The organism is Amycolatopsis camponoti, assembly GCF_902497555.1.
GTDB classification, from domain to species: Bacteria; Actinomycetota; Actinomycetes; order Mycobacteriales; family Pseudonocardiaceae; genus Amycolatopsis; species Amycolatopsis camponoti.
Window position 1 is genome coordinate 1,304,982 of sequence record NZ_CABVGP010000002.1, and the last position, 13,603, is coordinate 1,318,584.

Here is a 13,603-nt window from a genome sequence, read left to right on the forward strand (position 1 = left end):
TGGGGACGGGGTGGTGGGCGATGGGGAACAAGCCCGGGCCCCCGGGTGTTGGCCCGCTGTGCGGGGGTGTGCCCGCTCCCGGACCGGACCTGAATTCGCACAGGAGAACCTGATGACCGCTGCCGAGCAGCCCACGAAGGTCGATTTCTACTTCGACCCGATCTGCCCGTTCGCCTGGATCACCTCGCGCTGGATCCTCGAGGTGGAGAAGCACCGCAACCTGGACCTGAACTTCCGGATCATGAGCCTGTCCGTGCTGAACGAGGGCCGCGAGGAGCTGCCCGAGCAGTACAAGGAGCTGCTGGCGAAGGGCTGGGGCCCGGTGCGCGTGGCCGTCGCGTTGGCGCAGCTCAACGGCGAAAAGGCGCTGCGGGACTACTACACCGAGTTCGGCACGCGCTACCACAACGAGGGCAACAAGGACCGCGACGCGGTGATCAAGGAGGCCCTGGCCGCGATCGGCGCGCCGGCCGAGCTCTACGACGCCGCGGACAAGACGGAGTTCGACGACGCGCTGAAGAAGAGCCACCACGAGGGCATGGACCCGGTCGGCATGGACGTCGGCACCCCGACGATCCACATCGACGGCGTGGCGTTCTTCGGCCCGGTCCTCAGCTCGATCCCGCGCGGCGAAGACGCGCTGAAGGTGTTCGACGGTGCAGTCGCGCTGGCGAGCTACCCGGACTTCTTCGAGCTCAAGCGCACCCGGTCCGGTGAGCTGAACTTCGACTGAGACGCCTTCAAGGCGTTCCGAGGGCGGCCAAGGTGACGTCGCTGGGGTAGCGCGAAGCTGCCACAGCGGCCACCTCGGTCGTCTCGCCGCGCCCGACACCGGCCTTGAGCGCGATCAGCTCGTGCAGGCCGTGGCGGTGGTAGCGGACGAAGTCGGCGTCGACGGGGTCGCCGTGCCCCGGCACGATCACCCGCGGCTTCAGCGCGAGCAGCGTGTCCAGGGTGTCCGGCCAGGCGGTCAGGTCCGACTCGGCGCTGAAGGAGAACGCGCTGAAGCCGTGTTCGGCGTTTTCGACGATGTCGCCGGCGAAGAGCACGTCGGCGTCCGGCACGTGCACGACGACGTCGTGGTCGGTGTGGGCGCGGCCGGGGTGCAGCAGGACGGCCGTGCGGCCGCCCAGGTCGAGTTCGGTGCGGTCGGTGAACAGGTGGTCGGGCACGACGAACGTCGTGCGCGCGATGGCGTCCGCGGTCTCCGTCTTGCCCTGCTCGCGGTAGTAGGCGATCCACTTCCCGCGCGCGTCTTCCGCGTACTCGGTCAGCTCGGCGCGGCAGCCCTCGTGCGCCCAGACGGCGCAGGGCGTGAACCGCTCGGTGCCCCAGGTGTGGTCGAAGTGCGCGTGGGTGAAGACGACCGACCACGGCAGCGGGGTCAGCTCGCGGACCGCCGCCGCCAGCTCGGCGCCCTGCTCCAGGTCGCCGCGGGTGTCGACGACCAGGCAGCGCTCGGCCCCGACCACCAGCCCGACGGTCAGGTCCAGCTCCTCGTACCGGCGTGCGTGCACGCCGTCGGCGACCTCGATCCAGCGCCCGCTCATGCCAGTACTCCTTCACTCAGCATCGGGGCAGCATCGCTCACGTCGAGCCGCGCGGCCAGTGTGACGTCCCCGCCGTGCCCCGACTCGGTCAGCTCGCGCCCGGAAACGCAGCCCGCCAGGGCCGTGACGTCGACCGATCGGGCGGCGAGCGCGGCTTCCGGGGACAGCGAAAGGCCGTGTCCGGCCAGCGCGGCGGCGATCGCCCCGGCGCCGACCTGGTCTTCGACGCACGGACGCAGCGGTCCGAGGGTGTCGCCGTGGCCGAAGATGGTCACCCCCCAGCGTTCCCCGGCCGCGATGAGGCCGACCGGCCCGCCCAGGTCGTGGGCCTTCGCGGCGACGGCGGAGGCGTTGCGCAGGCAGCCGGCGAGGACCCGCGCGCCGGTCGCCGCGGCCGCTTCGCAGAGCGTCGCGCCGTTGGGTGAGGGGAGCGCGAGCAGCGTCCCGGGCGGGATTTCCGTCACAGAGGACGGCCGGAGGGTGAACGCGCCCTCACCCGCGATGACGGCGCCCGCGGCCCGAGCCCGCGCCACGCCGCGCTCGTCACGCCAGCGGACCGGCAGCACGCGACCACCGCGGCCGACCACGAGATCCGTGGTGGTGCTGAAGGAAAGCACGTCGACGACCACCAGCACGGCGCATTCCCGGCCGAGGGCGGCCACGCCTTCGGCGCCCCAGTCGAGCCGGACGTCGTACGCCGACTGCTCCCAGATGCCCACCCCCGGAGCATGCCCGAAACCGGCCGTGATGGCAGACTCCCAGCCGTGCGTGTCTACTTGGGATCCGACCATGCCGGCTTCGAGCTGAAGAACCACCTCGTCGCCCACCTGGAGAAGCAGGGCCACGAGGTGACCGACATCGGTCCGCGGGTCTACGACGCGGCCGACGACTACCCGGCGTTCTGCGTCGAGACGGCGCTGCGCGTCGTGGCCGACGAGGGCAGCCGCGGCATCGTCGTCGGCGGATCGGGCAACGGCGAGCAGATCGCCGCGAACAAGGTCCCCGGCGCGCGGGCCGGCCTCGCCTGGAGCGTCGAGACCGCCCAGCTGTGCCGCGAGCACAACCACGCCCAGCTGATCGGCATCGGCGCCCGGATGCACACGGTCGAGCAGGCCACCGAGATCGTAGAGGCTTTCCTGGCGACCGAGGTTTCGCCGGAGGAACGGCACGCGCGCCGCGTCCAGCAGCTGCTGGACTACGAGCGCACCGGCATCCCGCCGGCGCTGCCGGAGGCCTGATGCCCGAGGGGCACACGCTCCACCGGCTGGCGCGGCTGCACAAGCGCCGGTACGCCGGCGCCCCGGTCGAGGTGAGCAGCCCGCAGGGCCGGTTCGCCGCCGAGGCGTCCCGTTTGGACGGTCAGGTCCTCGTCGGCGCGCAGGCGTACGGCAAGCACCTGTTCCACGACTACGGTCCACACGGGACCGTGCACATCCACCTGGGGCTCTACGGCACCTTCGGCGAGTCCCCGCTGCCCGCGCCGGAGCCGGTCGGGCAGGTCCGGCTGCGGCTGGCCGGGCGGACCCACTGGACCGACCTGCGCGGGCCGACCCGCTGCGAGCTGCTTTCCCCGGATCAGGTGGACGCGATCAAGGCACGCCTCGGACCGGACCCGCTGCGCCGCGACGCGAAGCCGGAGCAGGCGTGGGAGCGTGTCTCGCGGTCGAAGACGTCGATCGCGGCGCTGCTGATGGACCAGGCGGTGCTGGCGGGCGTCGGCAACGTCTACCGCGCCGAGGTGCTGTTCCGCCACGGCGTCGCGCCGCTGACCCCGGGTCGCGCGCTCGACCGGGCTTTGTGGGACGACCTGTGGGCCGACCTGGTGCTGCTGATGCGTGACGGCGTCCGCGTCGGCCGCATCGACACGGTCCGCCCCGAGCACCTGCCGGAGGCCATGGGCCGCGCGGCGCGGGTGGACCGCCACGGTGGCGAGGTGTACGTCTACCGGCGGGCCGGCGAGCCGTGCCTGGTGTGCGGCACACCGGTGGCGAACTCCGAGCTGGTCGGGCGCAACCTCTACTGGTGCCCGACCTGCCAGCCGGCCTGACCCGGTCGTGAGTGGGAAACAGTGTTCTAACCCTGTTTCCCACTCACGACGGGGGTCGGTCAGAAGTCGAAGCCGCCGCCGTCGAAGCCCCCACCATCGAAGCCGCCGCCGTCGAAACCGCCGCCGCCCCAGTCTCCGCCGCCGTCGCCGCCCATGTCGCCGCCCATGTCGCCGCCGTCACCACCGCCGTCGCCGCCCGCGTCACCGGACTCGAGCGCGTCCTGCTGACCCGCGTCGTAGCCCGACTCCCAGGCGCCGGCGCTGGCGATGCCGCCCATGCCGGAGAACATCGCGCTGAACAGGAACATCGACCCGAGACCCCAGGCGCCGGCGACGAGCGCGGGCTTCCACCACGGCTCGCTGTACCAGCCCTGCGGCACCGGCCGCCCGGCCACGCGGCCACCGGGGTAGTAGTACGGCGTGTCCTGGCCGGCGTCGGGCGAGGCCGCGTAGTGCTGGCCCTCGACGTCGACGTCGCGGCGCTCGGTGACCTTGCCGGCGCGCTCGCGCTCGGCCTCCTCCGGCAGCTGCGGGCCGGGGTCCATGCCCATCGCGACGCGCGCGGCGCGGACGTAGTAGAGGCCTTCGACGGCGGTGTCCTTGACCAGCCGGGCCTGCTCGATCGTGCGGGCCTGTTCCATCTGCGAGCCGGCCGCGTTGTAGCGCTCGGCGGCGTCCGCCATCGCCTGCATCGACGCGGTGTCGTTGCCGCTGAGGTTCAGGACCTGGCCGCCGAGCCGCTCGACGAGGCGCCGGGCGTCGGCCTTGGCGTCGTCCAGTTCCCGCTGCCGGGCCGCGGCGCGCTGCCGCGACAAGTAGAGGCCGCCACCGACGATCAAGACGACGACTACGATCAGGAAGATCGCGGTGCCCATGGACCACTCCCAGAACTCGGTGCCCGGTGACCGGAAGTCACCTTTGATCCGGACAACGCGGACGTTACGCGGAGGGTTCCCGGGACGTGATCCGGCCCACCGCGCGGGCTGGCCGAAGAAACTAGAACACGTTATAGTTCCGTGGTATGAAGTTCACCCTGTCGATCGCGATGAACCCGCTTGATCAGCTGGGCGAGCTCGCCCAGGCCGCCGAAGAGGCCGGCTTCGCCTCCATCGCCCTGCCGGACTCGCTGTTCTACGCCGAGACGGTGGACACGGACTACCCGTACACCCCCGACGGTAGCCGGTTCTGGACCGGCGAGACGCCCTGGGTGGACCCGCTCGTCGCGACCGCGTCGATGGGCGCGGTCACCAGCCGCATCGAGTTCTACACGTCGGTGCTGAAGCTCGGCTCGCGCAACCCGGTGCTGCTGGCGCGCCAGGTCGGCTCGGCGGCGGTGCTCACCGGCGGCCGGTTCGGCCTCGGGCTCGGCGTCGGCTGGCTGCCGCAGGAGTTCGAGTACTGCGGCGTGCCGTTCGAGCGGCGCGGCAAGCGCGTCGACGAGGCCATCGACGTCCTCCGGCTGATCCTCGACGGCGGCATGGTCGAGTACCACGGCGAGTTCTACGACTTCGACAAGATCCAGATGAGCCCGGCGCCGCCGTCGCGCGTCCCGTTCTACATCGGCGGCCACACCGAGGTCGCGCTGAAGCGCGCGGCCCGCGTCGCCGACGGCTGGTCGTCGGCGATGATGAAGCTCGAGGAGCTGCGCACGACGATCGCCCGGCTCAAGGAGCTGCTGGCCGAGCGCGGCCGCGCCGATGACCCGTTCGAGTACCAGGCCGTCTGCATCGACAAGTTCGGTCTCGACGGCTACCACGAGCAGGCCGAGGCCGGCGTCACCGACATCATCACCATGCCGTGGGTGTTCGACGGCGTCGGGTTCGACGCGCCGGTCGGGCCGAAGCTCGAATCGATCCACAAGTTCGGGGCCGAGATCATCGCGAAGTTCGAGGAGTGACGGGCATGGGCGTGCAGGTCAGCTGGGACACGTCGGCGGAGCAGCCGCCCGCGCGGCGCGCGGCGTTCGCGTCGATGACCGCGGTGACGGCGGGGGACAAGGAGGCGTGGCTGGACCTGTTCGCGCCCGACGGCGTCGTGGAAGACCCGGTCGGGCCGTCGTTCTTCGACGAAGAGGGCAAGGGGCACCACGGCCGCGACGGGATCAGCGCGTTCTGGGACAAGACGATCGGCAACGTGGAGCGCTTCGAGTTCACGATCCGCGACTCCCACGCGGCGGGCGACGAGTGCGCCAACGTCGGCACGATCACGACGTACCTGCCGGGCGGCTACCGCGTCGACACGGACGGGGTGTTCGTCTACCGCGTCGGCGAGGACGGCCTGATCACGTCGATGAGGGCGTTCTGGGAGACCGAGCGGGCGATGGCGACGGCCCGGCAGGTGACCGAGTAGGTCCCGGCCAGCGGAACCCCAATTTCATATCTGATACATGATCTCTTGACGTCTGGTTAGGCAGGTCTCTTTACTAACTGGTGTAGACCTCCGATGTCTCACCAGGGAGCAAGCATGTCCTTCTTCCGGCGCACGGCGGTCGCGGCCGCCGCGTTCGCGCTCGCGGCCAGTGGCACCGTCCTGAGTCAAACCCCGGCTTCCGCCCTGGAGAACGGGCTTCTGCGCACGCCGCCGATGGGGTTCAACAACTGGAACTCCACGCAGTGCAAGGCGGACTTCAACGAAACAATGATCAGAGGTATCGCCGACCTGTTCGTCAGCAAGGGCCTCAAGGACGTCGGCTACCAGTACGTCAACATCGACGACTGCTGGGCGCTGCCTTCGCGGAACTCTGCGGGCAACCTGGTGCCCGATCCCGCGCGCTTCCCCAACGGCATCAAGTCCCTCGCCGACTACGTGCACGGCAAGGGCCTGAAGTTCGGCATCTACACCAGCGCGGGCACGAAGACGTGCAACAAGGCCGGCTTCCCCGGCGGCCTCGGCCACGAGCAGCAGGACGCGAACCTCTTCGCCTCCTGGGGCGTCGACTACCTGAAGTACGACAACTGCAACAACCAGGGCGTCGACGCGCAGCAGCGCTACAAGGCGATGCGCGACGCCCTCGCGAAGTCCGGCCGCGCCATCGCGTACTCGATCTGCGAGTGGGGCCAGAACCAGCCGTGGACCTGGGCCGCCCCGGTCGGCAACCTGTGGCGCACCACCGGCGACATCTCCGACAAGTGGTCGAGCATGATCGGCAAGGCCCAGACCAACCGCGGTCTGGCGCAGTACGCCGGCCCTGGCCACTGGAACGACCCGGACATGCTCGAGGTCGGCAACGGCGGCATGACCGCGGCGGAGTACCGCACGCACTTCAGTCTCTGGGCGATGATGGCCGCGCCGCTGCTCATCGGCAGTGACCTGCGGAAGGTCTCCGACGACAGCTTCTCGATCCTGAAGAACACCGACGTGATCGCGCTCGACCAGGACCCGCTGGGCAAGCAGGCGACCGTGCTCAGCTCGAACGCCGGCCTGGTCGTCTACAGCAAGGTCCTCGCCAACGGCGACCGCGCGGTGGCGCTGTCCAACGAAACGGCGTCCACCGCGACGATCAGCACGACCGCGTCCGCGACGGGCATCGGCAGTGCGTCGTCGTACACGCTGAAAGACCTGTGGAGCAAGGCGGTCCGGACCACCTCGGGGACGATCAGCGCGTCGGTGCCCTCGCACGCGACGGTGCTGTACCGGGTTTCTCGCGCCGGCGGTGCTCGCTACGAAGCCGAGTCGGCCACCCTGTCGGCGGGCGGCACGATCGATTCGAACCACGCGGGCTTCTCGGGAACCGGCTTCGCGAACGGCGCCAACGCGGTCGGCAGCTACGTCGAGTGGCAAGTGACCGGACCGGCGTCGGCGCTGACGTTCGGCTACGCGAACGGCACGACGGCGGCGCGTCCGGTGGACATCGCGGTCGACGGCACGGTGGTGGCCACGGCCGTGCCGTTCCCGGCGACCGGCGCGTGGACGACGTGGAGCACGGTGACCCGCGCCCTCGCGCTCGGCGACGGCACGCACGCGATCCGGCTCACCGCGACGTCCGCCGACGGCCCGGCGAACCTCGACTACCTGGACGTGACGCGCTAGCCTCTTCTCGTACGGCATACGAGAAGAGGGGCCATGGCCGGTGAAGTGACGATTCCCTTGCTGCCTTGCGGAGACATCGACGAGATCGCGGAGTTCTACGCGATGCTCGGGTTCGAGCGGACCTACCGTCAGCTCCGCCCGAACCCGTACGTGGCGCTGTGCCGCGAGGACCTGAACCTGCACTTCTTCGGGATGGCGGGGTTCGACCCGGAGCAGTCCTACGGGACCTGCCTGGTGGTGGTGCCGGACGTCGCCGCGCTGTTCGAGGCGTTCGCCGCTGGGATGCGCGCGGCACGCGGCAAGCTCCTGGTGGCCGGGATCCCGCGCATGACGCGGCCCCGGGCCCGCAAGAACATGGGTGGAGTCACCGGGTTCAGCGTGGTCGATCCGGGTGGGAACTGGATCCGGATCGTCCCGCCGGCCGGCACGCAGGGGGAGGCGGCGACCACGAAACTGGGCAAGGCGCTGGAGAACGCCGTCGTCCAAGGGGATTCCCGCGGCGACGTGGGCCAGGCGGTGAAGATCCTCTCGGCGGCGCTCGCGCGCGAACGGGAGTCGGCCGCGGCGTCCGACGTCGCCGCGGCCGAGGACTACCTGGCGGAGCTGCGCGAACGGTCGTCGTAGTGCGCGCGGGCGTCCGCGACCTTCGCGAGGTTGGGTGACCACTCGGCGAGCGTGGCGAACATCGGGCCGAGGCTGCGGCCCAGCTCGCTGATCTCGTACTCCACCCGCGGCGGGACTTCGGCGTGGTAGGTCCGGGTGATCAGGCCGTCGCGCTCCAGCTGCCGCAGCCGCTGGGTGAGCACTTTCGGGGTGATGGTGGCGATGCGGCGGTGCAGTTCGACGAACCGCTGGCGCCCGTATTCGTTGAGCGACCACAGGATCGGCGTCGTCCACCGGCTGAAGACGATGTCGACGATGGGGGCGATCGGGCAGGCCAGCTCGGGTGTGGTCTCGGTCACTTCCGGTGCCTCCATCCAATACTTTCCTCTAGGTACCTACTATACGTCGGAATGTAGCGTCGTTCCCATGATCGTAGTGACCGGAGCGACGGGAAACATCGGACGGCCGTTGGTGGAGGCCCTGACAGCAGCGGGCGAAGAAGTGCGGGCCGTGTCCCGCCGAGGCCCGATCCGGGCCGACTTGTCGGACGCACCATCGTTGCGCCCGGCGTTCGAGGGTGCGTCGGCAGTCTTTTTGCTGCTCCCACCGGACTTCCGAGGTCCGCTGGAGCCGGTGCTGGAGGAGGCAGCCGGAGCGCGAGTGGTTTTGCTGTCCTCGCAGGGCGTCGGAACAGGCCGCCACCCCGCGCACTTCGAGGACGCGGTCCGCGCCTCGGGTCTTCCGTGGACGATCCTCCGGCCGGGCGGGTTCGCGTCGAACGCGTTGCAGTGGGCGGAAAGCGTGCGTACTTCCCGCGTTTTGGCGGCCCCGTTCGGCGACGTCGGGTTGCCGGTGATCGACCCATCGGACATCGCAGAGGTGGCGGCAGCGGTCCTGGTGGGTCCCTCACACACCGGCCGGACGTACGAACTGACGGGCCCGGCCCCGGTGTCTCCGCGCGACCAGGCGGCGTCGATCGCCACGGCGCTGGGCGAGCCGATCGAGTTCATCCCGCGGACGCGCGAGGAAGCCCGTTCGGCCATGCTGGCCTTCATGCCCCCAGAGGTCGCGGAGGCAACGCTGAACATTCTGGGCTCCCCGACGCCGGAGGAACAGCAGGTGAGCCTGGACGTCACGCGGGTACTGGGCCGCCCGGCACGCCCGTTCGCCGACTGGGCAACGCGCAACGCGGCGGCGTTCAAGTGACGACTCTGTCCTATGTGGAGTCCGGCACCGGCGCCCCGGTGGTGTTCTTGCACGGAAACCCGACATCATCGTACTTGTGGCGCAACGTGATGCCGTCGGTGCCGGGCCGCGGGCTGGCCCCGGACCTGATCGGCATGGGCTCATCGCCCCGGCCGTCCATCGAGTATTCGTTCGACGACCACGCGCATTACCTGGACGAGTGGTTCGACGCCCTGGACCTGTCCGACGTGGTCCTGGTCGGCCACGACTGGGGAGGAGCACTGGCCGCGGACTGGGCATCACGACACCCGTCACGGGTCCGCGGTCTGGCATTCACCGAGGCAGTCCTGAAGCCGATGACGTGGGAGGAGTTCCCACCGGCAGGAGCAGAGGTGTTCCGCGCGCTCAAGACCCCCGGGGCCGGCGACCCGATGATCGACATGTTCCTGAAGTCGCTCCCACCGGAGTACGAAGGCATGTACCCGACCCCGAAGTCCCGGATCCCGTTGCTGCGCTGGGCCCAGTCGATGCCACTGGGCGGCGAGCCGCCCGAGGTGGTGTCCCGGATCGAGGCCTTCGACGGCTGGCTGGCCTCCACCCCGGAGATCCCGAAGCTGCTGATCACATTCGAGCCGGGCCCGGACACGATGTGGACCCAGCCGATGATCGACTGGATGTCGTCGAACTTCGCGGCGCTGGAGGTGGCCCACCATCCCGTGGTGGCGGGCCACCACACGCCGGAGGACCAACCGGGGCCGATCGCGGCGTCGCTGACGGAGTGGCTTGGCCGGCCGGCCCGCGGAACACGGCAGCCGACCTGACTCGGTCCCTCAGGGGCCGGGGACGTCATCGGTGGGCTCGTCGTGGCCGTTCCGGTCGCCGTTGTCGTCGGGGTGGTTCTGTCGTGTCACCGAGTCGGGCAGCTGCGGTGGCTTGGTGTCTTGGCCGGTGCTGTTGATCGCCCGGACGATTGCGGCGACGGCCCACAGCAGCGTCGGCACGCCGTACAGCAGCGCCGGGTTGATCGAGATGAACGCCAGCGCCACGATGACGATCAGTAGGGCCGCCGCGGCGGCGATGATTCGGTTCAACGAATTGCGCATATTTCACTAATACGCGCTCGGTTACTCGGCGAGATTTCGCAAGAATGAAGTGGCGAGCGGTAGCGTGGAACGTTGATCCCTGGCTGCGAAGGTTAAATGTTTATTGGTCACCGGGTTCGTGAAGCGTGAGTCGAGTACGCGGATCATGAATCGATGGTGACCACGCGGAGTACGTTGTAGAGCTTCCGGTACGCCGCCTGCGCGTCGCGCTTGCCGCCGCGCAGCGCGGACGGCCGCCGGAAGGGTGTCTCGGTCCCGTCGTAGGCCTTTTCCAGCTCGTTGAGGTGCTCTCGGACGGCGCGGGCGCCGCTGGCGACGAAGTTGTCCAGGTCCTTTTTCTGCTCGGCCGGGGTGCGGGCAGGGTCCGGGGTGGGCCTGAGCTCGGCTTTGTGCAGGACCAATTCGAGCCGGTTGAGCGCCACATCGGGCAGTGGGCGAGACATCACGGGCTTGTTCGGGTCGTTGAGCCGGCGGCACCGGTCTTCGATCGCCTTCTTGATCGTCCGGGCGAAGTCCAGGTCTTGGATGCCCCAGGAGGCGAGGAAGTTCCAGTTGGCGATGCTGTAGGCGTCCTTCGGGTCCTTCACGCGCCGGGCCTGTGCGGCGCCGGGTTGGAAGATCTCGAAGATGTCGGCGGTGAACGGGGTGCCGGGGGTGAAGCAGTAGCTGGCGCAGGCGTCGTCGATCAGTTCGCGGGCATCGGGATCTTGGATGGCCTCGGAGGTATAGGCGACCAGCAGCACGCCGGCGCGCGGCCAGCAGGCGGAGTCGCCGTAGAACGCAGCGTCGGCTCGTAGCGCGTGCTGGTCACGGAATTGCGCGGCGATCCGGCGGAACTCGCGGAACCGAGGTCGCTGCCGGACGTCGGTGTCGGAGGAGAGGACCAGGATCAGGATGTTCACCGCGGCGATCGCGGCCGGGGTGAAGTCGTCGACGGCCAGTTCGTTGGCCGATACCCAGTGCGGGCACTGCCCGACGATCGCTTCCGCGACATCGAAGCTGGCCGCACCCACGCCGTAGACCAGTGTCAACGGGAGAGCCGGTCCCCATCCGGACCGGCTCTGCCACGGGGCGTCCGAAGAAGACGGGGCGGGCTGGGAACCCGGCGCCGGTGCACCTTCTTCGCCCTGCTTGTTCGTGCCACCGGTGTCGTCGGCCGCTCGGGTCATGACTGCCAGTATGCAGATCATGTGTCGAGGCAGACACCCTCTGTCAACAGCGGATCATGAAACCGTGGCAAGATTCGTGATTCATGCTCTGGCGACCGGTTCATGATTAACGAAGTCGTCCCTGAATTCACGTATGCGGCCAGATTAATCGAATTGACAATTGACGCGCTTGTCCGGCAAATGTCACCCTCGATGGCGTGGCCGATCCGATTGCAACCCGAAACGGGATTCTCGGCGAGGAATTGTCCCGCGCCGTGCTTCAGACGATCGCGCTGACGGCTCGTGGCGGTGTGAGTGCCCTGGACCGGGTACGCCGCCGGCTGGAGGCGCGGGGCGTCCCGACCGGCTTCGCGCCGGAGCCGCCGAGCAGGCAATGGCAGGAACTGCTCAGCAACCTGTTTCCCACTATGGTCCTGCTGAACCCGGCGGGACCACCGTCTCCTGACCTGGTCTTCGCGGCCAGCGACGGAGGGGCCGAGCGGACCGTCCGCAAGCTGCTCACCGCGGCCGCCTCGTTTCTGCTCGCCCAGTCCACCGCTCTCGAGGAGAACCTCGACTACTGCCACACCGTCGAGCTGGTGAACGAGCACGAAGCCGACGAGCTGCAAGAACTGCTCGGTGCCGCGGTGTCGGGCAGCTGTACGCTGCTCGACGCCGCCGAGAACGGTGGCTGGCGTGGGTTGCTGGCCTCACACCTCCCAGGCCGGGTGGCGACCGTTCGTTCCCCAGGCTGGGTGGGGGCACCGTCAGCTGAGACCGCCGCGCTCGTGGCGGACATGCTCGAGCGGCAACCGCAGGTCGTGCTGGTCGGGGTGGTGGGCGTCGGGCACGCCGCCAAGTCGGTCCGGGCGCTGGCCATCCTCGATTACCTGGTCGACCAGGCAGCCCGGGACGGACACGACGCCGAGATCGTCGCGCTGCACCGCGACCAGCCGGCCCTCGAAGCCTGGGCGCTGGCGCGCGAACGGCGCGGCGAGCTTGCGCCGCAGCTTCGCTACGCCGCCGCCGAGCCGCCGGCGCAGGGCGACCTGCTCGAAGATCTGTTCCGTGACGTCCAGCACCTGGCCTGCACGATCAACCGGACCGGCAGGCCGCCGAACCAGCTGCTCGTCGTGACCCCCGGCGATACGTCCCAGCTCTCCGCACGCCCGCCAGGGTGGGCGCGTTCCTGGGATTGGCTCCAGAACTGGGACGTGCTGCCCGACCTGAGCGGCTGCGAGGTGATCGTCACCGGCGTCGGTCCGGATCTGCAGAATTCCTGGCGGGCCACCTGTGAAGCATCGGGGGCCCAGAACGTCACCTTTCTGAACGATCACGCCGAATCCGCTCGCCGGCGCTCGCCCGGGCGACCTCGGTTGTGGCCGATCTACGCGACAGTGGCCTCCGTGCTCAGCGACTGGTCGAGTACTTGGCGGGCGCTCGCGGTGGTGCTGGCCGGCGCGGCCAGCATCGTCCTGACGATCCTCGCGCTCGGCCACGCCGACCTCAGCGCGCCGGTCCTGGGGACCGGCATCGCCGCGCTGGTGTTGAACTTGATCGCAAAACTGGCGCAACTCAGACTCCCGAGAGCACGCGCCCCACTTCGCCCGCTATCCACAAAACCAGCCCCAGCACCAAGACGCCGTTCGAAAGAAGTCGTCTTCTGACGACTCCCACACCCTCGCGCACCTCCCGGACAGCGGCGCGCACCACAAAGGACCAGCCAAAGAGACTCGCTGAGAGGCTGGCTACGGCAGACCGCGAACCGCAGCCAGAGGCACCGTGGGGGTCCGGGGGGTCGCCCCCAGGGAGAGGAGAAGGAGGGTAAGAGGCGAAGGCGAAGCCAAGCCTCGAACCCGGGTCGGGATGACAGGATTTGAACCTGCGACCCTTCGCTCCCAAAGCGAATGCGCTACCAAGCTGCGCCACATCCCGTGA

Annotated in this window: 16 protein-coding genes and 1 tRNA gene; 10 read left to right on the forward strand and 7 right to left on the reverse strand. The window is 69.4% G+C overall.

Annotation, left to right across the window (positions count from 1 at the left end):
• Positions 1–112 precede the first annotated feature (112 nt).
• A complete protein-coding gene (locus AA23TX_RS26660; protein WP_155545561.1) occupies positions 113–733 on the forward strand; it encodes a mycothiol-dependent nitroreductase Rv2466c family protein in 621 nt (206 codons plus the stop codon).
• A 7-nt stretch (positions 734–740) separates the two neighbouring features.
• Here the strand turns inward: AA23TX_RS26660 and AA23TX_RS26665 are convergent, their stop codons facing one another.
• Both AA23TX_RS26665 and AA23TX_RS26670 read right to left on the reverse strand, forming a co-directional pair.
• Positions 741–1,550 carry an MBL fold metallo-hydrolase gene (locus AA23TX_RS26665; RefSeq protein WP_155545562.1) on the reverse strand — a complete coding sequence of 270 codons (810 nt, stop codon included), beginning with the start codon at positions 1,548–1,550 and terminating at the stop codon, positions 741–743.
• Entirely contained in the window at positions 1,547–2,269 is a 723-nt protein-coding gene (locus tag AA23TX_RS26670; RefSeq protein ID WP_230862717.1) for a 2-phosphosulfolactate phosphatase, read from the reverse strand. Before AA23TX_RS26670 ends, AA23TX_RS26665 begins: the two co-directional genes overlap by 4 nt.
• Before the next feature lie 45 nt (positions 2,270–2,314).
• Between AA23TX_RS26670 and AA23TX_RS26675 the strand changes: the two genes are divergently transcribed.
• On the forward strand, positions 2,315–2,788 hold the full coding sequence (locus tag AA23TX_RS26675) for a ribose-5-phosphate isomerase (RefSeq protein WP_155545564.1): 474 nt from the start codon (positions 2,315–2,317) through the stop codon (positions 2,786–2,788).
• Entirely contained in the window at positions 2,788–3,597 is an 810-nt protein-coding gene (locus AA23TX_RS26680; RefSeq protein WP_155545565.1) for an Fpg/Nei family DNA glycosylase, read from the forward strand. Before AA23TX_RS26675 ends, AA23TX_RS26680 begins: the two co-directional genes overlap by 1 nt.
• A gap of 59 nt (positions 3,598–3,656) precedes the next feature.
• On the opposite strand, the gene AA23TX_RS26685 is transcribed toward AA23TX_RS26680, so the two are convergent.
• On the reverse strand, positions 3,657–4,472 hold the full coding sequence (locus AA23TX_RS26685) for a hypothetical protein (protein ID WP_155545566.1): 816 nt from the start codon (positions 4,470–4,472) through the stop codon (positions 3,657–3,659).
• Positions 4,473–4,618: 146 nt separating this feature from the next.
• Between AA23TX_RS26685 and AA23TX_RS26690 the strand changes: the two genes are divergently transcribed.
• The 4 genes from AA23TX_RS26690 to AA23TX_RS26705 all read left to right on the forward strand — a co-directional run bounded on the left by AA23TX_RS26690 (position 4,619) and on the right by AA23TX_RS26705 (position 8,250).
• Positions 4,619–5,494: a TIGR03619 family F420-dependent LLM class oxidoreductase gene (locus AA23TX_RS26690; protein ID WP_155545567.1), complete on the forward strand. Its 876-nt coding sequence runs from the start codon at positions 4,619–4,621 to the stop codon at positions 5,492–5,494.
• A gap of 5 nt (positions 5,495–5,499) precedes the next feature.
• The gene (locus AA23TX_RS26695; protein ID WP_155545568.1) at positions 5,500–5,946 is read left to right on the forward strand and encodes a nuclear transport factor 2 family protein; all 447 of its coding nucleotides are present in this window, start codon (positions 5,500–5,502) and stop codon (positions 5,944–5,946) included.
• A gap of 114 nt (positions 5,947–6,060) precedes the next feature.
• On the forward strand, positions 6,061–7,626 hold the full coding sequence (locus AA23TX_RS26700; protein ID WP_155545569.1) for a carbohydrate-binding protein: 1,566 nt from the start codon (positions 6,061–6,063) through the stop codon (positions 7,624–7,626).
• A 33-nt stretch (positions 7,627–7,659) separates the two neighbouring features.
• Positions 7,660–8,250, forward strand: a complete 591-nt coding sequence (locus tag AA23TX_RS26705; RefSeq protein ID WP_196425543.1) for a DUF8817 family protein — start codon at positions 7,660–7,662, stop codon at positions 8,248–8,250.
• Here AA23TX_RS26705 and AA23TX_RS26710 read toward each other — a convergent pair.
• On the reverse strand, positions 8,217–8,603 hold the full coding sequence (locus AA23TX_RS26710) for a winged helix-turn-helix transcriptional regulator (RefSeq protein ID WP_196425544.1): 387 nt from the start codon (positions 8,601–8,603) through the stop codon (positions 8,217–8,219). The genes AA23TX_RS26705 and AA23TX_RS26710 overlap by 34 nt on opposite strands.
• A 52-nt stretch (positions 8,604–8,655) precedes the next feature.
• Here AA23TX_RS26710 and AA23TX_RS26715 point away from each other — a divergent pair, with 52 nt between their 5' ends.
• Together AA23TX_RS26715 and AA23TX_RS26720 are read left to right on the forward strand one after the other, a co-directional pair.
• Positions 8,656–9,435 (forward strand): SDR family oxidoreductase, encoded by a 780-nt coding sequence (locus AA23TX_RS26715; RefSeq protein ID WP_155545571.1) that lies wholly within the window; start codon positions 8,656–8,658, stop codon positions 9,433–9,435.
• Positions 9,432–10,235 (forward strand): haloalkane dehalogenase, encoded by an 804-nt coding sequence (locus tag AA23TX_RS26720; protein WP_230862718.1) that lies wholly within the window; start codon positions 9,432–9,434, stop codon positions 10,233–10,235. Before AA23TX_RS26715 ends, AA23TX_RS26720 begins: the two co-directional genes overlap by 4 nt.
• Before the next feature lie 9 nt (positions 10,236–10,244).
• On the opposite strand, the gene AA23TX_RS26725 is transcribed toward AA23TX_RS26720, so the two are convergent.
• Complete coding sequence (locus AA23TX_RS26725; RefSeq protein WP_155545572.1) at positions 10,245–10,505, reverse strand: hypothetical protein; 261 nt, start codon at positions 10,503–10,505, stop codon at positions 10,245–10,247.
• Positions 10,506–10,660: 155 nt separating this feature from the next.
• Positions 10,661–11,686: a hypothetical protein gene (locus AA23TX_RS26730; protein WP_155545573.1), complete on the reverse strand. Its 1,026-nt coding sequence runs from the start codon at positions 11,684–11,686 to the stop codon at positions 10,661–10,663.
• Between the two features lie 197 nt (positions 11,687–11,883).
• Here AA23TX_RS26730 and AA23TX_RS26735 point away from each other — a divergent pair, with 197 nt between their 5' ends.
• Entirely contained in the window at positions 11,884–13,332 is a 1,449-nt protein-coding gene (locus AA23TX_RS26735; protein ID WP_155545574.1) for a hypothetical protein, read from the forward strand.
• 194 nt (positions 13,333–13,526) lie between these two features.
• Here the strand turns inward: AA23TX_RS26735 and AA23TX_RS26740 are convergent.
• Positions 13,527–13,600: transfer RNA gene (locus tag AA23TX_RS26740), tRNA-Pro, on the reverse strand.
• Positions 13,601–13,603: the final 3 nt, after the last annotated feature.

What these genes read in the sequence shown, in the direction of transcription:
- AA23TX_RS26700 (WP_155545569.1), top strand. Translation starts at nt 6,061, where the DNA reads ATGTCCTTCTTCCGGCGCACGGCGGTCGCGGCCGCCGCGTTCGCGCTC.
- AA23TX_RS26715 (WP_155545571.1), top strand. Translation starts at nt 8,656, where the DNA reads ATGATCGTAGTGACCGGAGCGACGGGAAACATCGGACGGCCGTTGGTG.
- AA23TX_RS26665 (WP_155545562.1), bottom strand. Translation starts at nt 1,550, where the DNA reads ATGAGCGGGCGCTGGATCGAGGTCGCCGACGGCGTGCACGCACGCCGG.
- AA23TX_RS26705 (WP_196425543.1), top strand. Translation starts at nt 7,660, where the DNA reads ATGGCCGGTGAAGTGACGATTCCCTTGCTGCCTTGCGGAGACATCGAC.
- AA23TX_RS26695 (WP_155545568.1), top strand. Translation starts at nt 5,500, where the DNA reads ATGGGCGTGCAGGTCAGCTGGGACACGTCGGCGGAGCAGCCGCCCGCG.
- AA23TX_RS26685 (WP_155545566.1), bottom strand. Translation starts at nt 4,472, where the DNA reads ATGGGCACCGCGATCTTCCTGATCGTAGTCGTCGTCTTGATCGTCGGT.
- AA23TX_RS26730 (WP_155545573.1), bottom strand. Translation starts at nt 11,686, where the DNA reads ATGACCCGAGCGGCCGACGACACCGGTGGCACGAACAAGCAGGGCGAA.
- AA23TX_RS26690 (WP_155545567.1), top strand. Translation starts at nt 4,619, where the DNA reads ATGAAGTTCACCCTGTCGATCGCGATGAACCCGCTTGATCAGCTGGGC.
- AA23TX_RS26660 (WP_155545561.1), top strand. Translation starts at nt 113, where the DNA reads ATGACCGCTGCCGAGCAGCCCACGAAGGTCGATTTCTACTTCGACCCG.
- AA23TX_RS26710 (WP_196425544.1), bottom strand. Translation starts at nt 8,603, where the DNA reads ATGGAGGCACCGGAAGTGACCGAGACCACACCCGAGCTGGCCTGCCCG.
- AA23TX_RS26680 (WP_155545565.1), top strand. Translation starts at nt 2,788, where the DNA reads ATGCCCGAGGGGCACACGCTCCACCGGCTGGCGCGGCTGCACAAGCGC.